This window comes from Sphingobacteriales bacterium, assembly GCA_016699615.1.
In the GTDB taxonomy this organism is placed as follows: Bacteria; Bacteroidota; Bacteroidia; order Chitinophagales; family JADIYW01; genus JADJSS01.
Genome location: CP064984.1, coordinates 482,107 through 503,998, shown reverse-complemented (window position 1 = coordinate 503,998; position 21,892 = coordinate 482,107). Strand labels below are relative to the sequence as shown.

General features: G+C 32.7%; 18 protein-coding genes. 10 read left to right on the top strand and 8 right to left on the bottom strand.

From position 1 onward, the window contains the following. Window positions 1–28 precede the first annotated feature (28 nt). The 6 genes from IPK18_02460 to IPK18_02435 all read left to right on the top strand — a co-directional run bounded on the left by IPK18_02460 (window position 29) and on the right by IPK18_02435 (window position 4,931). Window positions 29–919: a 3-hydroxybutyryl-CoA dehydrogenase gene (locus tag IPK18_02460; GenBank protein QQR98413.1), complete on the top strand. Its 891-nt coding sequence runs from the start codon at window positions 29–31 to the stop codon at window positions 917–919. 572 nt (window positions 920–1,491) lie between these two features. Beyond that, the gene (locus IPK18_02455; protein ID QQR98412.1) at window positions 1,492–1,818 is read left to right on the top strand and encodes a multidrug efflux SMR transporter; all 327 of its coding nucleotides are present in this window, start codon (window positions 1,492–1,494) and stop codon (window positions 1,816–1,818) included. A gap of 172 nt (window positions 1,819–1,990) precedes the next feature. Beyond that, entirely contained in the window at window positions 1,991–2,440 is a 450-nt protein-coding gene (locus IPK18_02450) for a hypothetical protein (GenBank protein ID QQR98411.1), read from the top strand. 528 nt (window positions 2,441–2,968) lie between these two features. Then, window positions 2,969–3,418: a hypothetical protein gene (locus IPK18_02445; protein ID QQR98410.1), complete on the top strand. Its 450-nt coding sequence runs from the start codon at window positions 2,969–2,971 to the stop codon at window positions 3,416–3,418. Between the two features lie 94 nt (window positions 3,419–3,512). Next, window positions 3,513–3,905 (top strand): hypothetical protein, encoded by a 393-nt coding sequence (locus tag IPK18_02440; protein QQR98409.1) that lies wholly within the window; start codon window positions 3,513–3,515, stop codon window positions 3,903–3,905. A 468-nt stretch (window positions 3,906–4,373) separates the two neighbouring features. Continuing rightward, a complete protein-coding gene (locus tag IPK18_02435; protein ID QQR98408.1) occupies window positions 4,374–4,931 on the top strand; it encodes a hypothetical protein in 558 nt (185 codons plus the stop codon). Between the two features lie 79 nt (window positions 4,932–5,010). Here the strand turns inward: IPK18_02435 and IPK18_02430 are convergent, their stop codons facing one another. Continuing rightward, window positions 5,011–5,496: a hypothetical protein gene (locus tag IPK18_02430; GenBank protein QQR98407.1), complete on the bottom strand. Its 486-nt coding sequence runs from the start codon at window positions 5,494–5,496 to the stop codon at window positions 5,011–5,013. 382 nt (window positions 5,497–5,878) lie between these two features. Continuing rightward, window positions 5,879–6,136, bottom strand: coding sequence for a transposase (locus IPK18_02425; protein QQR98406.1), 258 nt, complete (start codon window positions 6,134–6,136; stop codon window positions 5,879–5,881). A gap of 1,224 nt (window positions 6,137–7,360) precedes the next feature. Here IPK18_02425 and IPK18_02420 point away from each other — a divergent pair. From IPK18_02420 to IPK18_02410, 3 genes are all read left to right on the top strand, one after another. Beyond that, a complete protein-coding gene (locus tag IPK18_02420) occupies window positions 7,361–8,332 on the top strand; it encodes a zeta toxin family protein (protein ID QQR98405.1) in 972 nt (323 codons plus the stop codon). Then, the gene (locus IPK18_02415) at window positions 8,310–8,588 is read left to right on the top strand and encodes a hypothetical protein (GenBank protein ID QQR98404.1); all 279 of its coding nucleotides are present in this window, start codon (window positions 8,310–8,312) and stop codon (window positions 8,586–8,588) included. The genes IPK18_02420 and IPK18_02415 overlap by 23 nt, the downstream gene beginning before the upstream one ends. A gap of 164 nt (window positions 8,589–8,752) precedes the next feature. Continuing rightward, complete coding sequence (locus IPK18_02410) at window positions 8,753–9,469, top strand: hypothetical protein (protein QQR98403.1); 717 nt, start codon at window positions 8,753–8,755, stop codon at window positions 9,467–9,469. Window positions 9,470–9,590: 121 nt separating this feature from the next. Here the strand turns inward: IPK18_02410 and IPK18_02405 are convergent, their stop codons facing one another. After that, complete coding sequence (locus IPK18_02405; GenBank protein ID QQR98402.1) at window positions 9,591–10,082, bottom strand: thermonuclease family protein; 492 nt, start codon at window positions 10,080–10,082, stop codon at window positions 9,591–9,593. Between the two features lie 95 nt (window positions 10,083–10,177). Between IPK18_02405 and IPK18_02400 the strand changes: the two genes are divergently transcribed. Then, entirely contained in the window at window positions 10,178–10,981 is an 804-nt protein-coding gene (locus IPK18_02400) for a hypothetical protein (GenBank protein QQR98401.1), read from the top strand. A gap of 890 nt (window positions 10,982–11,871) precedes the next feature. Here the strand turns inward: IPK18_02400 and IPK18_02395 are convergent. From IPK18_02395 to IPK18_02375, 5 genes are all read right to left on the bottom strand, one after another. Continuing rightward, the gene (locus tag IPK18_02395) at window positions 11,872–12,300 is read right to left on the bottom strand and encodes a hypothetical protein (GenBank protein ID QQR98400.1); all 429 of its coding nucleotides are present in this window, start codon (window positions 12,298–12,300) and stop codon (window positions 11,872–11,874) included. 1,149 nt (window positions 12,301–13,449) lie between these two features. Beyond that, window positions 13,450–15,498 carry a cadmium-translocating P-type ATPase gene (gene cadA, locus IPK18_02390; GenBank protein QQR98399.1) on the bottom strand — a complete coding sequence of 683 codons (2,049 nt, stop codon included), beginning with the start codon at window positions 15,496–15,498 and terminating at the stop codon, window positions 13,450–13,452. Beyond that, window positions 15,432–16,106 (bottom strand): isoprenylcysteine carboxylmethyltransferase family protein, encoded by a 675-nt coding sequence (locus IPK18_02385; protein QQR99283.1) that lies wholly within the window; start codon window positions 16,104–16,106, stop codon window positions 15,432–15,434. The genes cadA and IPK18_02385 overlap by 67 nt, the downstream gene beginning before the upstream one ends. Before the next feature lie 8 nt (window positions 16,107–16,114). Further along, complete coding sequence (locus IPK18_02380) at window positions 16,115–17,404, bottom strand: efflux RND transporter periplasmic adaptor subunit (GenBank protein ID QQR98398.1); 1,290 nt, start codon at window positions 17,402–17,404, stop codon at window positions 16,115–16,117. 8 nt (window positions 17,405–17,412) lie between these two features. Further along, window positions 17,413–21,777, bottom strand: a complete 4,365-nt coding sequence (locus IPK18_02375) for a CusA/CzcA family heavy metal efflux RND transporter (GenBank protein ID QQR98397.1) — start codon at window positions 21,775–21,777, stop codon at window positions 17,413–17,415. Between the last annotated feature and the right edge of the window lie 115 nt (window positions 21,778–21,892).

Sequence of the window (21,892 nt, the reverse complement as noted above, 5' to 3'; positions counted from 1 at the left end):
TATCTTTGTCAAAAATAATATAAAAAACATGACAGTACAAAATATAAGTGTAATAGGAGCAGGAACTATGGGAAATGGCATTGCCCATGTATGCGCACAATATGGCTACAAAGTAAATTTAATAGATGTAAGTGATGTAGCATTAGAAAAAGCAATTGCCAATATCTCAAAAAACTTAGATAGACAAGTACAAAAAAACATCATTACAGAAGATGATAAACAAAAGACACTTAGTAATATTGCAACAGCTACTACACTTTCAGCAGCCAAAGACAGTGATATAGTAATTGAAGCAGCATCAGAAAATTTTCAAATCAAAGAAAAAATATTTAAAGAACTAGATGCAATATGCCAATCCAATACAATTTTAGCTAGCAATACATCATCTATTTCAATTACAAGAATAGCAGCAGCTACCAATAGAGCACCAAAAGTTATTGGTATGCATTTTATGAATCCAGTGCCAGTAATGAAATTGGTAGAAATAATAAATGGATATGATACAAGCGAAGAAACAACAGCAACGATTGTTGAACTTACTAAGCAATTACAGAAAATTCCAATTGCAGCCAATGATTATCCAGGCTTTGTAGCCAATAGAATTTTGATGCCAATGATTAACGAAGCAATTTATACTTTGCACGAAGGCGTAGCAGGAGTTTCAGAAATAGATAATATTATGAAACTAGGAATGGCACATCCAATGGGACCATTGCAACTAGCAGATTTCATAGGCTTAGATGTATGCTTGTCTATACTCAATGTATTGTATGATGGCTTTGGCAATCCAAAATATGCACCATGTCCATTATTAGTAAATATGGTAACAGCAAAGAAACTAGGCATAAAAACAGGCGAAGGATTTTACACCTACACTTTAGGAAGCAAAGAACTAACAGTCAGCAATAAATTCAAATAAGAATTTGTCGACCGCCGACAGTCGACTGACAACTGCCATGCGTTCAAGCGTCTTTCCATGACTGACTGTCAACTGTCGACAGACAACTGTCATGGCATCAGAAAAATAGCATAAAAAAGTTGCGTCATTGCGAACGAAGTGAAGCAATCCAAAAAGCAACAAAATATAAACGTTCAAATGTCAGCACGTGTCGAAGAAAAATCAAAACGACTGAAATCATAATCTAAAGAGAAATAAATATCGGCATCAGAAAAATAGCGTTAAGAAAATAAAGTTTTTATCATACAGAAGTGTTATTGTCATTACCACGAAAGTGGTAATCTCATAAGCACTTAGAAATATGAGATTGCATTTTTCAAGGCAATGATATCAAACAATTTTATCAAGTAAAAAGTAAGAGAAAGAATAAACGTCATTTTTCGTAAGCCTTGATTTTTTTATTACTTTTTTATCAAGAAAAAGAAAATAAATACACATGTATATCTAGGAAATGAAAGTAAAACAAAAGCAATATTTCAATAAAAATATAATTCAAAGCAGATAAAAAGACATACCTTTGTAGCACATAAAAAATGAATTGGATTGTATTAGTTATAGCTGGTTTATTTGAAGTACTCTTTGCTTTCTGTTTAGGAAAAGCAAAAAGTACAACAGGAAACGAAATGTATATTTGGTATCTAGGTTTTCTTTGCGCACTTACAATTAGCATGGGACTATTAATCAAAGCAACGCAAACATTGCCAATAGGTACTGCTTATGCAGTATGGACTGGAATTGGAGCAGTAGGAACTGTATTAGTAGGTATTTTTGTATTTAAAGAACCTGCAACATTTTTGCGAATACTTTTTCTTATAACATTAATTTGCTCTATTATCGGGCTAAAAGCAATCTCACACTAAATATAAGAACTTATAGTGAAGACAATTGTTCTTAGCGTATTTTTCGTAAGCCTTGATTTTTTCTTTGATACTTTCTATTTATTAGGACTAAGAAAGTATGTACAAGATATATATCAAAAAAAGAAACACAACATTTCAAACTAATACGAAAAATAAGTACTAATTTAGAAGAATGGAATTAGCAATAGGAAGTAAAATAGGCATTCTATCAAGTGGAATATTTTTATTAATTGGAATGATAACAGGCGCGTGGAAATATTGGGAAATACGACAATCACAAAACTCTAGAGCACACTACTATGTATATATTGCACACAGAGCATCATTGCTATATGCACCAGCATGTTTAATTTTGGCAGTATTAGCCAAGTTCACTGTATTGTCAGAAGTTGTAAGTTGTATTTTGGTAAGTGGCAATATTCTCTTCTTTGCACTAGCAGTAATGAGTTATGTTTTTCATGGATTATTAAAAGATACCACCAATCAATTTAGAACACCACACAAGATGGCACAATATACATTGCCAAGTTATTTACTAAGCATATTTATGCTATCATTAATCATAGTAGAAATAGGCTGTACCTTTTTGTTAGTAATTGGAACAACAAAATATTTGTTTTAAGCCAAGTAAGAAAAACGTCAATCCATGGCTGACTGTCAACTGTCAACAGTCGACCGTCGACCGCCATGCGTTCAATCGTCATCACTCAGCTGACTGTCAACTGCCGCAGCATTAGAAAAATAGCGTTAAGAAAATAAACGTCGAGCGTAAAGAAAGTTTTGCATAAAGAACGTTCAAGCGTTAGCACGCGGCGAAGAAAAATTGAAACGGCTGAAATCATCGTGCAAAAAGAGATACAGCAAGATATTTATGTTATAATTCAAACAACATAAAAGCACAAACAAAACCAACAAGATGATTTAAAGAAGTAAGATTTTTCGAGCTGAAGCCAAGAGCGTGGCAAAGTGCCTCAGCTTGAACTTGATCTTTCTTTGTTACTTTCTTTGTATCAAGACAAAGAAAGTAAATAGACACATTTTATCAAGAAAAAAAGTAAGTATCAAGACAAAGAAAGTAAATACACATATTTCATCAAGGAAAAGTAAGTAAATAAAATTATTTACGAAAAATAAATACTAATTTAGAAGAATGGAATTAGCAATAGGAAGTAAAATAGGCATTCTATCAAGTGGAATATTTTTATTAATAGGAATGATAACAGGAGCGTGGAAATATTGGGAAATACGACAATCACAAAATTCTAGAGCACACTACTATGTAGATATTGCACACAGAGCATCATTGCTATATGCACCAGCATGTTTAATTTTGGCAGTATTAGCTAAGTTTACTGTATTATCAGAAGATGTAAACTGTTTTTTAGTAAGTGGCAATATTCTCTTTTTTGCACTATCAGTAATGAGTTATATTTTTCATGGATTATTAAAAGATACCACCAATCAATTTAGAACACCACACAAGATGGCACAATATACATTGCCAAGTTATTTACTAAGCATATTTATGCTTTCATTAATCATAGTAGAAATAGGCTGTACCTTTTTGTTAGTAATTGGAACAACAAAATATTTGTTTTAAAGACTTTGTAAGAAATAAAATAATTTGCGTATTTTCATATATTCGTAATGATTTTGACAGTGAATTAAAAAAAACTTTCTGAAATTAATAAAGCATGAGCATTAGATATTCTATTAAATTAATACTATTCTTCATATTTTTTTTTATTTCAAAATATAATTTTACACAGACTAATTGTGAAAAAACAATAATTGAAGTACAAAATGTTATTTCTAAAATAATAGAAAGAGAAAATATAATAAATGCAGAATATGATTCATTAGAAATAACTGGGATTCTAAAAATTCATGTTAAGTTCGTTTTTGACACAAAAGGCAATGTGATTAACACACGTATTAAACAAATTGAATCTAATAATATATCTAAAATACAGAAGAAAGAGTTCTATGTATATGCAATAAATTTACTAAACGAATTAAAAGGAATTGAGCCTTGCTCAGAATATATTCATTTTGTTTTACCTGTAACCTTTATATCTCTGGATTAGAACCTTCGCATGAAATAGTTGTTATCATTCGATTGCCAACCAGACATAAAATATTCAGTGCTTTTTTGTCTCGCAGTATAAATAGGAAAAAGCATTAAAAAAATAGCGTAAGAAGATAAAGTTTTTATCATACAGAAGCGTAATTGTCATTACCACGAAAGTGGTAATCTCATTATTACTTAGAATTAGGAGATTGCCTTTTTCAAGGCAATGACATTAAACAATTCCATCAAGACAAAGAAAGTAAATGCGCATATTTGTAATAAATCCAAAAAATAAATATTATATTAGTTGAATGAAGTTTATGAAGAATTTGTAGTTTGTTGGTTAAAAACCAACAAAGGCAGAGTATTATAATATCTTGTTTTTATAGCTTAATTTTAAATAAAATAAGTAAATTAATAAAAAATACTATCAAAAAACTTGTTTTTTTGTACTTTTTATTGTATATTTATATTATAAAAAAAAATGAAGATATTAAATTTTATGATATTATTAATGACATTCTTATTAATATCATGTTCAAAAAACGAAAATGTAACACCAAATAACCCAATTGTTGATGATACTACAACTATAATTGATACTTCACCAGAAAAAAAAGTAGTTAATGAATTAACTTTTTTTGAAAATCAAGGTATTTTTTCAGGTTCAACATATATTAGAGATATAAGATATCAAGGACAATTAGTTTTTAAAAAAGTAAATGACCTTAATAAATATTCTGTTAAAATTCCTGGGTTAATTTTGGCTAAAGATTGGTCAGGTAAAGAAAGAGAATTAGAATTTGAATATTTAAGAAAAGAAGAAAACTCATATGAAACAAAATACTTTTATAAAGTATATACCTCATATGACATTTATAGCAAAGAAATTCGTGACCTTAGTTATGATAATAGTGGCTTTATGATAAGGCATATAAAAAATACAAATAAAATAGAATGTAAAATTCTATTGGCTGCTAATACAGATTATTTAATAGATGGTCAATATTATTCTACTTTAGATAGTAGATATACTTATTAAAATAAATATTTTTAAATCTTGAAAATAAAATTTCTGCTTCTATTGGTTATTAAAATTATCAAACTTTATTATAAAAAAGTTATACATTTTTTAAAACAATTTTTTTTCCTGTCTTTGATTCTATTAACTTAATTAAATCAGATACTTTATTTATTTTAGATTCATTTAATTTATTATAAAATATTTTTGCTAAATTATCTTTACCTAATTTTTTCATTGCATCTCCTCTAAATTGTAATTTAGATTTATCTATTGTTGAATTTGCCATAGCTGTTGTATATTGAATTTCTTTTTTTGTATCTCCTTTTGCTTTATCTATAATTGATTTAGCTCTATCCATATCCTTTATGGGGATATTTCCGTTTGTAGAAGTTGTTGGTGTGTTTCCTGCAAGAGAAACTGTTTTTGACATATCTTTTAAATCTGCTATCAAATTTGATTTAGAATAATTAACATTAATAATCTTTTCAGCTTGTTCCCAAGTTTTAATAAAAGGTTTTAAATATTTTTCTCTATAATCATTTATTTTATTAAATTCTTCTTTAGGTTCTATTATAATCGGCAAAACGAAATGTACAATTTTTTAAAACGAAATGTCCATTTTTTAAACATCATAAAAATACCATTTAAACAGTGATTACACAACTCTCTCGCCGTTGTTGGTATGGGGCGTAGGCAACAAGCGTGTGCCTACCAACAACAAAAAACATAAGTATTTGTAAAACAGCACAGCAACCTTTACAGCTTTTATGTTATAAAGTGTTCGGTTATCCGTACATAAATAAAAACCAAGTATTTATATGTTAGTATTTTTTGTTGTATAAAATTATTGGTATGCGCTAATTTATTTGTCTTATTTCAGTGCCAACCTTGCGTACTTCGTGGTTAAAATAAATAGTTTAAATTTATTAATTTGTTTGCTATAAAATATAGCTTCAATTCAGCATCTAAGCTATACAACATTGTTGTTGGTTATATTGCTTGCGTACTGTTCTTGCATTTATGCTATCAGCTTTTAAAATTTTATAATTGGTAGTACTGCCAGCTAAAACTTCTAAAGGCGTTTGTCCACCCAATGCATGGTAAGGTCTGTTATTATAATCTTGCACTGCACTTTGCATATAGATTTTTAAATCATCAAAAGAAGTAATTGTTTTATGATATAAGAACCTATATTTTAATTGCTTATTAGTTGCCTCTATCATAGAATTAGAAAAATAGCATTAAAAAGTTGCGTCATTGCGAACGAAAAGAAGCAATCTAAAATAAATTACAATAAGGTAAAAAAACGTTCAAGCGTCAGCACGCGGCGAAGAAAAATCGAAACGCCTGAAATTATATTCTGATATAAGAAAAAGAAATTGGCATCAGAAAAATAGCGTTAAGAAAATAAACGTCGAGCGTAAAGAAAGTTTTGCATAAAGAACGTTCAAGCGTTAGCACGCGGCGAAGAAAAATTGAAACGGCTGAAATCATCGTGCAAAAAAAGATACAGCAAGATATTTATGTTGTAATACCAACACTAAACAAGCACAAACAAAACCAACAAGATGATTTAAAGAAGTAAGATTTTTCAAGCTGAAGCCAAGAGCGTGGCAAAGTGCCTCAGCTTGAACTTGATTTTTTTTGTTACTTTTTTTATCAAGAAAAAAAGTAAGTATTACACTCTTGTATCAAGACAAAGAAAGTAAGTAAAAAATAAAGCGTCCTGTAATACAAAAATAAGAATAAGCAAAAACAAAGACAGAAAAACAAAGCATAAACAAAAAATATGTCAAGTAAAATTAGGAATAGGCAAGGAGCGCCTACACTTGGGCAAAGCAACCCTGTCAGTTTTGCAGGGTTGCCTACGATTTAGCTAAGCAACCCTGTCAAGTTAGCAGAGTTGCCTATGGTTTAGCTAGGGTTGCCTACAAATTAGGTAGGAGCGCCTACACTTGGGCAAAGCAACCCTGTCAGTTTTGCAGGGTTGCCTACGGTTTAGCTAAGCAACCCTGTCAAGTTAGCAGGGTTGCCTATGGTTTAGCTAAGCAACCCTGTCAAGTTAGAAGAGTTGCCTATAGTTTAGCTAGGCGAGCCTATGATTTTATACAATAGTATTGAACCCATTTAAAATACGCAAAAACATATTTAATATAGAATATTGATAATAAGAAGATTATAAGGAAAAAATATTTTTAACAAAAAAATATACGCAACTCCATTTATTGCGTATATTTGTGTGATGTGCAAAAGTCTTCGCTACGCTTCGCCTTTTGCACATCGTGGCTGGATTACATCCGTTGATGCGTTTAGGCTCGCTACGCTCGACCTTCAACACATCAACGGATTTGCAAAATTACTTCACTTGCAAACTTCGTTTGCAGTTCGTAACTTCGCAAATCCGCCGCATGTTAGGTGCAATTTTAGATGACGAGCGAAATTAGAAAATGAGTAATAAAAACATTTCAAGACCTTTAAATGATAAGGGATTAATTGAACAATTTTTGTCAAAAACTTTAGGTTTTGACAAGTTCAATGAAAATGTAGTTAGTAAAATTAATCAAATTGAAAACCTAATAGACACTTATGAAAAAAAGGGACAGTATAAAAACAATACCTTTCATTCAGAAGATGTAAGAGATGCAAAATATAGAGAAGAAAAATTGCGTTGGAAACTAAGAGATAAAATAAATAAAGAATTACTGACCTTAAAGAGACTTGATGACGATGAAAAAATCAAGCTTGGAAAAGGAGGTGCATTACCAAGTTCAAATTTGAAAAATAAAAAAGAAGCTGTTATTATTATAGGATTACCAGCGTCTGGAAAATCTGGATTATCAAATGCAATAGCAGATTTAACAGGATCACTTATAATTGATTCGGATTATGCAAAACGTAAGCTTCCTGAATTTAAGTCAGAAAAATATTTAGGCGCTTATCACGTTCATAAAGAATCGTCGGTAATTGTATTTGGCAATGAAACTTCGCATAGTATGGGGTTTAAGCCTTTAATTGAACAATGTTGTGACGCTAAAAACAATATTGTTTTGCCAAGAATAGGTGCCGACTTGGCTGACATATATGACATTGCAGTTATTTTAAATGAAAAGTGGAAATATAAAGTTCATTTAGTTTTAATAAACTTAGATAGAAAAGTAGCAACAGTTAGAGCATTACAAAGATTTTTAAAAACAGATAGATATATTCCACTTGGTAGAATTTTTGACACATATTGCAATGAATGCCAGTTGACATATTATCGTTTGAAAAACTTTCCTCAATTCAACAAATATTTTGATTCTTTTGCAATCATTGACACAAATGTAGAAGAAGGCAATAAATACAATATACTAGAACTTACTCAAAATAGTCCTTTAAATAAAATAGCAGGTAAATATGGCAAAACAGGGAGCATATAAAAAAGATAATAATCCAATTGGTCATTCAAATAGAAAAGGTCAAGTAAAACGAAAAGCAGTTGCAAAAAAAACTGCTGGTAGAAGTCATAGAAGAACTTCTAATGATGACTTTGACATTGCAGATGTACTTATAGGAGGTTTATTTTTAGGGTCAGCAGGAGTTTTATTAGGAATGTTTGCCTCTTCATTATTTTCAGAAGAACGAAACGAATCTGAATCGTTTGCAAAAGTATATGGAGGAAGTAAAAATAAATAAAAACTGCACCTAACTGTCGTATTTCTAAAAGCGTGGCTGACAGTGTTCTAATAAAAGTTAGTATAATATCAATCATTCCTAATCCTAATAAACTGAAGTTTGGACAACCACGCCTTCAGAAATCCGCCGCACGTTGGTGGCAATTTTAAAAAACAAAAAACTAAATGAAACTCAACCTTGACATAGCCAAAGAGATAATCAGATTGGGAACTGAAAAGAATGGCGACTTGACAGACCCAAGTGAAAGCGTAATTTTGAAAGATGCGGGAGTTGCACCAGTAACGGCACATATTGAAAAATTATCTCTTACTGGACTTGTTAAGGACGCACAACCAATTTTCGGTAAAAATGGTGGAATGTGGATAGGTTTTGGGCTTTCAAAAGAAGGGCTTGCTTGTGGAAAAGATAATATTTTGCTTGAAAAAACATTGGAAAGTCTTTTTGAGAAACCAATTAACGAAGTTTCAAAATCAGTCTATGATTTGATAGAAACTTGCAAACAACAACAGATTAGAGCCAACTACAAAGACGATTTTATAAGAAGCCTTGAAGAAATTGCGATTTGCTTTCAGAATGATTGTTATATTGCTACCATAACTTTGTGTGGTAAGATACTTGAAATTTGCTTGACAGACGTGTTGCAAAGCAACGGAATTGACACGACAAATATTAGAATGATAGGCAATATGATAAAAGCAATTAGGAACAACATATCAACGCAATATCTTGACCCAAGTTTGAACAGCGTAGCAGATATAATTTCAAAAAGTAGGAATACAGCAGTACACTACAACGAAAAAATACCAATACCTTCAAGAGACCAAGCAATTATGGTTATATTTGCGACAAGGGACGTGGTAAACAGACACTTAACCCGTTGAACAAAAAAAATGCCACCAACATTGGTTTATCGTAAATAGCTACGGAATACCCTATAAATAAAGGGTTTACAGTTGTAAAACTCAATTTAGTACAACATAAGTACAACATTTTATACCTACCCTATAACCTTGAAATATACTTGTAAAGTCCTTGTTTATTCTGCATTGCTCTAAGCTGTAAGGCTTGATATTTGGGTAATTCCTCACAAAAGTAATCGCCTGTTGCTCTTGCATATCCTTTGGCTACTATAATTTCATTTAAGCAACTGCCATCAGGTAGAATAACATAGGCTAAATGGCGTTTATAGTGGTCTAATTCGTTTCCTTTTTCAATTTGTAGAGTTATACTCATTCCGACTGGTGCAACGCTTAAAACGAATTTATGAGCTTGTTGTCCTAAACCTAAAAGAAACTCGGCTGGTGTATGTAGTTTCTTTTCATCTTCTACCATTTTTCTGTTGTACTTATTTTCTGGGCAGTCTATCCCATAAAGTCGTATTTCTTTTTCATCTTTATTAAAGATTGAAGCCACTTTTATACTGTCTCCGTCTATCACTTCTGTAATGACTAAATGAGTTTCTACTATTATCGGTGCTTTTGCGTTGTTTTGCATTGATTATCAACTATTTATGTATTAAATATTTACAAAGTTAGCGTTATTTTTGTATCGTAATAATTTAATGTTTAACGCTTAAAAATTTAATAAAAATGGCAAAACAAACAGGTCTATTAAGATACTCTGGCTCAATGGGTGGGGTAAGACATTTCAAAATCAAAGGACTGCAAGGCGACTATGCAGGACTTGTAGGTGGTCCTACAGCAGAACAAATTTACAATGACAGTGCATTTGAAAGAACTCGTGAAAATATGAGTGAGTTCGGTGGGTGTGCTTCGGCAGGTAAGGCAGTTCGTGTAGGCTTGTCGCAAATCATTAAACAAATGAGTGATAGTCGTTTGACTGGTCGCCTTACTGCTTTAATGAAGCAAATCAATTTAGAAGATACTGCAAACCCAAGAGGTCAAAGAAGTATTGAAATTTCAGCTTATCAAAGTTTGATAGCTGGTATCAATTTCAATATCAATGTGAGCTTGGCAGGTATTTTCAATGCTCCGTACACTCTTACAAATACAACTGCAAGAGATAGTGCAACTTTTACAGTACCGGCATTTAACCCTGCTAATTTGATTAACGCCCCTGCTGGTGCTACTCACTTTAGATTGGTTAATGCAATTGTAGGAATTTCTGATTGGGTTTATAACCCTGCTACAAGCAGTTATGAGCCAACAGATCCAACACTAAATTCATTGAGTGATATTAGCTACTCAGCTTATTTGCCTTTGAATGCTACTACACCTGCAACCAATGTAACAACAAATTTGCCTGGTACTCCTACAATGACTGCAACAGTTAGTGTATTGAACTGCATAGGTATTGAGTTTTACCAACAAGTAGGTGGTAATTATTACCTATTTGCTCAAGGTAATGCACTTCGTTGCGATACAGTATTCTAACATCTTTCTACTGCTTCAGAAAGCCCTGCCCTTGTTGGTGGGGTTTTTTGTTTTATGGCCTTGCCATAGCTTTCAAATACAATGCCCTGTAATGCCTTGCATCCTATTTCTCAAATTTGTGTAGGTGGGTTAAATATATAGGGCTTATGTGTGCTTTATATTGCTTTCAAATAGCAATTAAATCAAATTTAATATCGTGGTCTAAGTAGTCTAAATAGTCTAAGTAGTATAGATAATATAAGTATTGGTTTGTGTTGGACTTGGGTCATAGTCTAAATATAGTCAAGTCAATAAATAGTTAGACTGATTAGACTTGTTGGACTTTGTGAAGTCGTCAAGCTGTGGGGATTAGGTCGGTATGCTCTACAAATTCAGTTATCCGAAAATGTAGAGAGTTTCAAAAAATCGTCAATGCCCTAAAAGGGCAAAGACGAAACGAAACGCTGACCTGTGGAATAAACCCAAAGAGAGCAACCACAAGCCAATGAATAGACACGGCAACCCATAGAAGGACACCAAGAGAAAAAACGCCTACGAACCCTACGCTGAAAGGCATAACGGCTAACTGGAACTAAAGACCCTAAATGAGGGGCACCACAACTGCAAACTGCTGGAAGGGTGGCTGACTGTGAAATGTGCTGTACTGACATAATAAAAAAAATTTAATATGCTTTTCTCAGCAAGGGTGATAAAAAAACCAAAAGGAAACGGAATAAGTCCCGAAGGGTGCAAAAAAATAGGTGCAAATTTGGCTTTGCCTTGCAACTATTTTTTTTGCATTATGCCGTAGTCTTTTGGTTTTTTTTGGTTGGCTTTGTGCGTTGCCACCCTTGCTACTTTTGCATATTTATATTTTTTTTATGGCAGTAATCGGCACTTTCAGCCCACTGCTACCGTTTGCTGTGGAAATGCCTATATATCAAGGCTCTTTTTACATCGTTTAGCAATGCCATTTGTTCGTAAATCTGTTTTTGCTTTCGTTCTATGAGCCTGAATTTGTGTACATCTTCAATGAAATCTTGTGGCTTTATGCTTACTCGGTTTGCCTGTTCTTTTACCACTTGCTTAAAGTCGGATATTCTTATAAATGGAATTACTGACCCTGTATGATAAGGGTAGAAATGCTTTACTTTCCATAAGCCGAAAAGTAAGGTAGTGTAAAAGTCTTTTTCTGCTTGATTTTTACAAGCTAAGACAAAACAATTAGGGCAAGGCTTTTCAAGTGGTTTGCCACTATTTAAGCCTTTGCATAGTGCGTAAATGTCAAATTCATTTACTTGATTTTTTGGATTGAATGTGTAAATTTTTACTGATTGCATACGAAACATTGCTTTAATTGTTACCTGCTTTGTTCCTTGCTGTGGCGAAAACCAACAAATATTTTTACAAAGAAAAAAACAGAAAAAAAAGAAAGCATTCAAAGAGGTGGTGAGGCAAAAAAGCCAAAAGGAAACGGAATAAGTGCCGAAGGCTAAAAAGGAAAAAAAATAGATAGCGTAGCTTTTTTTTCCTTTTTATTATGCCGTAGTCTTTTTGCTTTTTTATTAGCCCACCACCTAACTTTGCTTTCCTTTTTATTCCTGTGATTTTTTTTCTTTGGAAACTAATTTTATCTCTAAATTTTATTTCTACTTACTTATTTCAAAAATGAAAATGATATTTTAGAAGCGTTGGCTTGGGGGTAATATGTCGTAGAAAAAATAAAGCATACCAATAGTAGTGGCGTAGGTTAAAAGCAAGTGTATGAGGTACGAAATACTCTTGCTGTGGGGTGCTAAAAATAATGTGTGAAATTTATGTAGTGCAATGAAGTGAAGGCAAATTTGCGATAGCCTGCCGAAACGAAATGAAATGCAATAAATGAACACTTTATTTAGCACATTGGCATCAATAGAAAATGCTTTATTTTTTTCTACACCTTTGAAAGGGTGGTTGGGGTGTGTGGCTTTACTCATTGCATTTTTATTTTTTCAATGGTATTCGTGAATTTGCTTCGCTTCATTTGGGGGGTGAAGCGTAGGTAAAAAATACGGCTTCACACTTGCATTAAAAAGAACCTATGAAAAATAACTTCTACCCTTTTTAATGCAAGGGTGCTAAGGTATTGGCTATTTAACATAATGTTATTATAGGACATTTTTTGCGTTGGCATAGTCGTCTATAAGCGTTGGAAAAATGTACTATAATGCCACATTATGTTATTTAGCTTCAGGCAGTTTTTATACTGGCATAAGCGAAGTGGTGGTGGTGGTTGGAACGAAGCGTTTTTTTGTAGCTATGCTGTGGGTTTGCTTGGCTCTTTGGCTGTGGAATGAAATGGAACAGGCAATGTGCCAAGTGCTTTGATAGCATAGCCACAAAAAATATGACAGTTAAAAACTGACTGCAATACCTTAGAGGGCTTTGTGTGTTGGCTCTGTGATTTGGCAAAGCCCTAAGCCGTATTTTTTTGTGCGTTGGCTTGGGGGTTAAAATTTCATTCTTTGTATTCTTACTGCATTTAATATAGCTAATAATGCTACGCCTACATCTGCAAAAACTGCTTCCCACATAGTGGCTAAACCACCTGCACCTAATATCAAAACGATTGCTTTTACAGTAAATGCTAAAATGATATTTTGCCAAACAATTTTTTTAGTTTGTTTGCCTATATTTATTGCCATCGGTATTTTACTTGGCTTATCGTCTTGTATTACTACATCGGCTGTTTCTATAGTAGCATCACTACCTAAACCACCCATTGCAATACCTACATCGCTTAATGCCACAACTGGTGCATCGTTTACGCCATCGCCAACAAAACAAACTGTTTCATTTTTTGCTTTGAGTTCTTTTACTTTATTTACTTTGTCTTCTGGCAATAAATCGCCAAATGAATTGGTAATACCTAATTTGTTGGCTACAAATTGTACTACACTTGATTTATCGCCACTTAACATTGTGGTTTTCACATTGAATGCTTTTAATTTATCAATGGTAATTTGTGCATCTTCTTTTATGCTGTCAGCAATGGTTAAGTAGCCTACAAATTTTTTATCGTATGCTATGGCAATTAAAGTATAAACTATTGTAGTTGGGTCAATATCATAAGTAATATTGAATTTATCCATTAGCTTTAAGTTACCTACTAATATTTCTTTGTTATTGATTGTTGCTTTTAGTCCGTGACCTGATATTTCTTCTACATTTTCTAATTTAATATTGCTATCAACATTTCCTACATAGTTATGAATAGCAGTAGCAACTGGGTGGGTACTTTGGCTTTCTAGGGCATTTACTAATTGTAGTATTTCCGTTTTATTAAATTCGGGTTTTAATATTACTTCTTGAACCTTGAAAACACCTTCTGTCATTGTCCCTGTTTTATCCATTACTACATTTTGAATGTTAGCAATAATGTCTAAAAAGTTACTGCCTTTAAATAATATTCCATTTTTAGAAGCTGCACCTATGCCACCAAAATAACCTAATGGAATACTGATAACCAATGCACAAGGACAAGAGATAACCAAGAAAACTAAAGCTCTGTAAAGCCATTGACTAAAAATATAATTTTCTACAAAGAAGTAAGGTAGTACTGTAATGAGTAAAGCAAGAAGTACAACTATTGGTGTATATATTTTTGCGAATTTTCTAATAAATAATTCGGTTGGTGCTTTTTGTGCTGTGGCGTTCTGTACTAATTCTAAAATTTTACTTAACTTACTATCGGTATAAGCAGTAGTAACTTTTACTTGTGCTACGGTGTTTAGGTTTATCATTCCTGCTAACACGGTTTCGCCTTTTGCTTTGGTGTCTGGTTTGCTTTCGCCTGTAAGTGCTGCTGTGTTAAAGGAAGCATTGTCGGTTAATAATTCTCCATCTAAACCTAATTTTTCTCCTGCTTTAAGTTGTATAATATTACCTATTTGTACTGTTTCTGCTTTTATTGTTTTAGGTTGATTGTTTTCTAAAATAGTTACTTCATCAGGTCTTTGGTCAAGCAAGGTTTTGATATTGGCTTTGGCTCTTTTTACTGCTAATGTTTGAAATACTTCGCCTACTGCATAGAACAACATCACAGCAACTGCTTCTGGGTATTCGCCTATAGCAAATGCTCCAATTGTAGCTATGCTCATTAATAAAAATTCTGAAAATACTTCTCCTTTGCCTATGCTTTGAATGGCTTCTTTCAATACTGGTAAGCCCACTGGTGCATAAGCTACTATATACCAAATAATACGAACCCAACCTGTAAACCAAGATTGAGGAAACCAATTATCAAATGCAATGGCTATGAGTAACAAAACCAAACTTATTATGGCTGGTAAAAACATTTTGAAAGTGCTATCGCTATCACTTGAATGGTCGTGTCCGTCATCGTCTGAATGTTCGCTATGCTTGGGTTCATCTGTTGCACAGCAACCTACTTCTTTATGTTCTTTTTTTAATTGCTTATTGGCAATAAGATTTATTTTTTCTTCTTGTGTGCAACAAAGTTGTTTGCCTTGTGCATCGTATTTATGAATGTGTTGCATAATATTATATTAATCTTCTTGTTTTTTGTTTTGTAATTGATATAAACTTGACCGTGTTGCTTTTGTAAAAACTGTTCTTCTAACCTAATTTGAATTTGAATGACTATGTAAGTGGTAATCGTTAAGCAAAACATTAACGCATTTGGAATTACAAAAAATAAGCCCAATACACTTACAATCATTCCTAAAAAAATAGGATTTCTACTTATTGAAAAAATGCCTTTTGTAATTAATTCAGTTTTATTGATTTCATCTATACCAATACGCCAACTATCACTCATTTGATATTGAGCTATACATATCCAAACTAAAGAAATGTGAATTATTACAATACCTATAATTAGAATTAATGGATCTTCCAAATAAAGAATGGGACTTAGGTAATAATAAAGGCTTTGTGAAAATGAAAACAATAAGACTGTACCAAATAAAAGACAAATGAGTATTTTCATTATCAATCCAATATAATCGTGTGCATTATCAGCTTTGCCAAATGTAATTGGATTTATACCTGTTTTCTTATAGGTACGATAAGTTGGAATTAGAAATGCTACTGATAAATAAAGTAGTAAGTAAATAGGTAAATAAATTTTTAACCAATTCATAATTTTATATTTTAATGTTCGTGTCCTCCTGTGTTTGATAATTTTGCATTGATAAAGAAAGCACCTTTTGATACTACTTTAGCATCCTTTGGTATTTCATTAATGAATGTAATAGAAGTATAACCCATATTGGAAACACCTTTTGCCACCTCTATTTTTTCAAAATTAGTGTGTTTTTTAGGTTCTGTTTCCTTGCCTTTTTCTGCTTCGCTATGGTCTTGTCCTTCTTCTCCTTCTTCGTGGTGTTCTTCTGGCTCTTTGTTGGTTACGATAAAAATATAAAATTTGCCATCGGCTTCTACAATAGCATCTGTAGGCACTGCTGGTGTTGTTACATTATTTAAGCTAACAATACCTGTTATGTTCATTCCATCAATCAACCCTGATTTATTGCCTTTTACATTGCAATGTACAGGTATGGTTTTGCTGTCGTTTTCAAAGGCAGTACCTATACTATATACAACTGCATCGTATTCAGTAGTTGGGTTATTAGTTAATGTAAAATGAATGGTTTGCCCAACTTTTAGCATTGGCAAATCTTTTTCAAATACATTCAAATCTAAATGTAAAGAGCCGTTATCTACAATTTCTGCTACTGGCGAAGACACATCTACATAGCTACCAATTTTAGCAAATACATTACTAACTGTACCACCTATAGGACTTGTAACCACTAAAGCAGATTGTAAATTACTGTTTGAAACATTGTTAGGATTGATACCCATTAATTGAATTTGCTGTTGTAATGAAGCTCTACGAGTTCTTAATGTTTTTAATTCAGCATCGGCACTTTGTAAGTTTTTCTTTGCACCTGCATTTCCCTCGTTAAGTTCTTTTTGCCGTGCTAATTCTTGCTCTGCAAAAGTAATTTTACTGGCTATGGTTAAATATTCTTCTTGTAATTGAATAAATTGTGGATTGGCAATAGTAGCTATTACTTGCCCTTTACGAACATAAGAACCAATTTGAACATTTAAGGATTTGATTACGCCACCGTACAATGAAGTTGCATTGCCTTTATTGTTGTTGGGCACTTTAAGATTGCCATTGGCTTTTATAGTAGCTGTTAGTTCTTTCATTTCTACAGTGCCATAAGTAATGCCCACTGTTTTTATTTGTTCGTCTGTTAATGAAGCAATGTTACTTGGCACTTCTTCGTGGTGTTCTTCTGTTTTGGCTTCGGTTTTTGTTTCGGTTGTGCCGTGATTATGGCCATCGCCCTCTTTGTGATTGTGGCAAGCTGTGAGTATCATAGATAGTATGACTACAGCACTTATTTTAATATTTATATTGAATGACATATTTTGAACTATTTATTGATTATTGAATTGATATTGACTACTGATTGATTGATTTGTTGTATGGATTGCAAATATTTTAATTGAATATCCGTTGCTGTTTGCAAAGCATACAAATACTCTACATAACTTATATCGCCTGTGCGATAGCCTAATTGTGCAGCTTTTACAATATCATCAGCATTGGGTAATGCTTGTATTTTATAGTAATTGTATTGCTGTACATCTTGCTCATATTGTGCTAAGGCATTTTGCAGTTGTGTATTAAGTAATTTGGTTTGATACTCTGCTTGTATAAGTAAACTTTGTTTTTTATATTCTAAACTATTGATTTTTGCTTTGGTAGCTCCAAAAGTTAGTGGTATTACAATTCCAATATTTACTACATTAAATCTATTCCCTGCACCAAAGTATTTATCTACTCCATTTATAGTTTGTATGCCTATTAAAGATTGATTAGAATATCCAATTTTGAAATCAGGCAATCCTTCTGCTTTTTCTACTTTTTTGGTTTGTTCTGCTATTTGCATATTTTGATAAATAGCTTGTAGCATTGGGTGGTTTGCAATGGCATTGGTATCTATTAAACTATTTACTTGTAAAGGCGTATATGTATTATTTGAAGGAATTACAATACTATCTTTTATGCCTATTACAGTTTGTAAACTTTGATACGCATTTTGTAAATACACTTGGTTTTGCTGTGCTAATAAATTTATCTCACCCTTTTTGGTTTCGGCTGTGCTAATTTCAATTTTCTTGGTATCACCTGTTTTATATCTCAATTTAGCAACTCGTATAAACTCGTTGTATAAGCTATCTAAACTTTGTAATATTTGCTTGTTGTGTTGTAAATACTCAATTTGATAATATAAACTACGAACCTGATTTTTGATTTCGTAAATAGACAGCAGTTGTTGTATTTGCTTTGCTTTTACTTCAGCATTTATCAGTTCTTTTTTTGCTCCAAACAAAGTAGGAAAAGGTATTGTTTGCGAAAGCTGAAAAGCATTGTCAAACTTAATGCTATTGTATTGCCCAAGCTGTGTATTAAAATCTAATTTGGGTAATTCATTGGCTGTTTTTTTCAAACTTTCAGTAGCTTGAATATCTATACCACTTGCCTTTATTGATTGGTTGCTTTGAATTGCCAAATTAATTGCTTCGTCTATCGTAAGTTGCTTAACAGTTTGAGCATTTGTATTTATAGCAAACATTAATAATAGTATTGTTGTTGCTGTTGTTATATGTTTCATTTTGGGTTTTCTCTTTAGTGAAATTTTAGTATTAAAAATGATATACAATAATGGTAATACAAATAGCGTAAGGAATGTGGCTGTTATTAACCCACCGATTACAACAGTAGCTAATGGCTTTTGTACTTCTGCACCTGCACTGCTACTTAATGCCATTGGTAAAAAACCTAATGAGGCAACGGTGGCAGTCATTAAAACTGGTCTTAATCTAATTTTTGTACCCTCAATAACTCTATCTAAAATATTAGCCCATCCTTCTTTTTCTAATTGGTTGAATGTGCCTATTAAAACAATGCCATTTAATACTGCTACTCCAAACAAAGCAATAAATCCAATACCTGCACTAATGCTAAATGGCATACCACGAAGCAATAATGCAAATACGCCACCTATGGCACTCATTGGTATTGCAGTGAAAATTAAACTGGCTTGCTTGAAACTACGGAATGTAAAATAGAGTAACATAAAAATTAATAATAGTGAAATGGGTACGGCAATCATTAATCTTTTACTGGCTTTTTGTAGGTTTTCAAAAGTACCACCATAAGTAAAATAATAACCCGAAGGCAATTTTATTTGTGTTGCTAATTTTTGCTGAATTTCATTTACTACACTTTGTACATCTCTTCCTTTTACATTAAAGCCAATTACTATTCTACGCTTACCTGCTTCACGGCTTATTTGTGCTGGACCTACTTTGAAATTGATATTGGCAACCTGTGAAAGTGGAATTTGACTACCTGTATTGGTAGGTATCATTAAATTATTTACATCGTCTATACTGCTTCTGTAAGTGCTATCTAACCTAACTACTAAATCAAATTTTCTTTCATTTTCAAAAACTACGCCTGTACTTTTACCTGCAAAAGCTGTGCTAACTATGTCGTTTACATCTTCTACAGTTAAACCATAATTTGCTAATCTTAATCTGTCATACTCTACATTTATTTGAGGCAAACCACTTACTCGTTCTACCTGTGGGGCTGTTGCTCCTTGTACAGATAAAATTACTTGATTTACTTTATTGGCATAGGCAGATAAAGTATCCATATTTTCGCCAAATATTTTTACTGCTACATCTTGCCTAATGCCTGTCATCAATTCATTAAATCGCATTTGTATGGGTTGGTTTTTTTCAAAAAATATACCTGGTATGGCTTCTAATTTTTCCATTATTTCATCTGCCAACTCATTATACGATTTATCTTTTTTCCATTCCTTTTGTGGTTTCAGAATTATCATCATATCAGTGGCTTCGGGTGGCATAGGGTCAGTTGGTACTTCAGCACTTCCTGTTTTACCTACTACCATTTTTACCTCATCAAATTGCTTGATAATTCTTGAAGCTTGCATAGAAGTTTCAATACTTTGGCTCAACGAACTACCTTGTGGTAGAATACAATGAAAAGCAAAGTCGCCTTCGGCAAGAGTGGGAATAAATTCGCCTCCCATACGACTAAACACAATTAATGAAACAACGAACAATGCTACCGTGCCACCTACTAACCAATATTTTATTTGTATGGCTTTTTGTAATAAAGGTTGATAAATGCCTTGAAAAAAATCCATCATTTTATCGCTAAAATTCTTTTTGTGGCTTATCAACTTAGGTAAGAATAAAGCACACATCATAGGAATATAAGTAAGCGATAAAATTAATGCTCCCAAAATGGCAAAGCCCACCGTTTGAGCCATAGGGCGAAACATTTTGCCCTCTATGCCTATTAATGTTAGAATTGGGATATATACAATTAGTATTATAATTTCTCCAAAAGCTGCACTGCTACGAATTTTGGAAGCAGATACAAATACTTCATCATCCATTTCGGACTGAGTAAGTCTGTTGATTGATTTTCGTAATCCTAAATGGTGTAAAGTGGCTTCTACAATAATTACTGCTCCATCTACTATTAAACCAAAATCTATTGCACCTAAACTCATTAGATTGGCACTTACACCAAATACATTCATTAATCCTAATGCAAACAACATAGATAAAGGAATAGCAGAAGCGACTATTAGACCTGCTCTAAAATTGCCTAAAAAGAGAACTAAAACAAATATTACAATTAAAGCTCCTTCTATTAAATTTTTTTCTACTGTGCTTATGGCTCTTTTTACTAAATCGGTTCTGTCCAAATAAGGTTCTATTACAATATCATCAGGTAGTGATTTTTGAATAGTAGGTAGTTTCTCTTTTATACGATTTACCACTTCATTACTATTTTCTCCTTTTAGCATCATTACTACACCACCTACGGCATCTACTTCACCATTAAAGGTTAATGCACCATAGCGTACAGCATTGCCAAAACGAACTTCGGCAACATCTTTTATAAATATGGGAATACCTCCTGTGTTTTTAACTGCAATATTTTGTACATCTTCTATAGAAGTAACCAAACCAATGCCCCGAATAAAATAGGCATTTGGTTTTTTGTCTATGTATGCACCGCCTGTGTTTTGATTGTTTTTTTCTAAGGCGTTAAAAATATCTGGAATGCTTATACCCATTGCTTTAAGGCGATTGGGATTTACAGATACTTCGTACTGTTTAAGTTCGCCACCAAAACTATTGACCTCGGCAATACCGGGTGTGCCATTGAGTTGCCTTGCTACAATCCAATCTTGCATAGTACGCAAATCTTTCGCATTGTATTTATGCTCACTGCCTTTTTTGGGGTGTATAATGTATTGATACACTTCGCCAAGTCCTGTACTTACTGGTGCAAGCTCTGGTGTACCTATTCCTTTAGGGATTTTTTCTTCGGCTTCTTTTATTTTTTCGTTTATGAGTTGCCTCGCAAAGTATATATCTACTTCGTCTTTGAACACTACTGTAATAACCGATAATCCAAAACGAGAAATACTTCGGACTTCTTCAATGTTGGGAATATTGGCAATGCTTTGTTCAATAGGAAAAGTAACCAATTGCTCTACTTCTTGCCCTGCCAATGTGGGGCAAGTTGTAAATATTTGTACCTGATTATTGGTAATATCGGGTACGGCATCAATGGGTAGTTTGGTGGCACTCCAAACACCCCAAAGAATGAGTAACAAAGTCATTATACCAATGACAATTTTGTTTTTTATACTGAATTTTATTATTTTATCTAACACTTTTATTTAATTATTAATGATTAATTGTGAATGTTTAATGACCTAAATGCCATTATACCATAATGAGTAAACAATAATGATTAACGATACTATTTGCTAAATGCAAATGAGCAAA

What these genes read in the sequence shown, in the direction of transcription:
- IPK18_02425 (QQR98406.1), bottom strand. Translation starts at nt 6,136, where the DNA reads ATGATAGAGGCAACTAATAAGCAATTAAAATATAGGTTCTTATATCAT.
- IPK18_02455 (QQR98412.1), top strand. Translation starts at nt 1,492, where the DNA reads ATGAATTGGATTGTATTAGTTATAGCTGGTTTATTTGAAGTACTCTTT.
- IPK18_02460 (QQR98413.1), top strand. Translation starts at nt 29, where the DNA reads ATGACAGTACAAAATATAAGTGTAATAGGAGCAGGAACTATGGGAAAT.
- IPK18_02410 (QQR98403.1), top strand. Translation starts at nt 8,753, where the DNA reads ATGAAACTCAACCTTGACATAGCCAAAGAGATAATCAGATTGGGAACT.
- IPK18_02395 (QQR98400.1), bottom strand. Translation starts at nt 12,300, where the DNA reads ATGCAATCAGTAAAAATTTACACATTCAATCCAAAAAATCAAGTAAAT.
- IPK18_02445 (QQR98410.1), top strand. Translation starts at nt 2,969, where the DNA reads ATGGAATTAGCAATAGGAAGTAAAATAGGCATTCTATCAAGTGGAATA.
- IPK18_02420 (QQR98405.1), top strand. Translation starts at nt 7,361, where the DNA reads ATGAGTAATAAAAACATTTCAAGACCTTTAAATGATAAGGGATTAATT.
- cadA (QQR98399.1), bottom strand. Translation starts at nt 15,498, where the DNA reads ATGCAACACATTCATAAATACGATGCACAAGGCAAACAACTTTGTTGC.
- IPK18_02405 (QQR98402.1), bottom strand. Translation starts at nt 10,082, where the DNA reads ATGCAAAACAACGCAAAAGCACCGATAATAGTAGAAACTCATTTAGTC.
- IPK18_02440 (QQR98409.1), top strand. Translation starts at nt 3,513, where the DNA reads ATGAGCATTAGATATTCTATTAAATTAATACTATTCTTCATATTTTTT.
- IPK18_02415 (QQR98404.1), top strand. Translation starts at nt 8,310, where the DNA reads ATGGCAAAACAGGGAGCATATAAAAAAGATAATAATCCAATTGGTCAT.
- IPK18_02400 (QQR98401.1), top strand. Translation starts at nt 10,178, where the DNA reads ATGGCAAAACAAACAGGTCTATTAAGATACTCTGGCTCAATGGGTGGG.
- IPK18_02380 (QQR98398.1), bottom strand. Translation starts at nt 17,404, where the DNA reads ATGTCATTCAATATAAATATTAAAATAAGTGCTGTAGTCATACTATCT.
- IPK18_02435 (QQR98408.1), top strand. Translation starts at nt 4,374, where the DNA reads ATGAAGATATTAAATTTTATGATATTATTAATGACATTCTTATTAATA.
- IPK18_02450 (QQR98411.1), top strand. Translation starts at nt 1,991, where the DNA reads ATGGAATTAGCAATAGGAAGTAAAATAGGCATTCTATCAAGTGGAATA.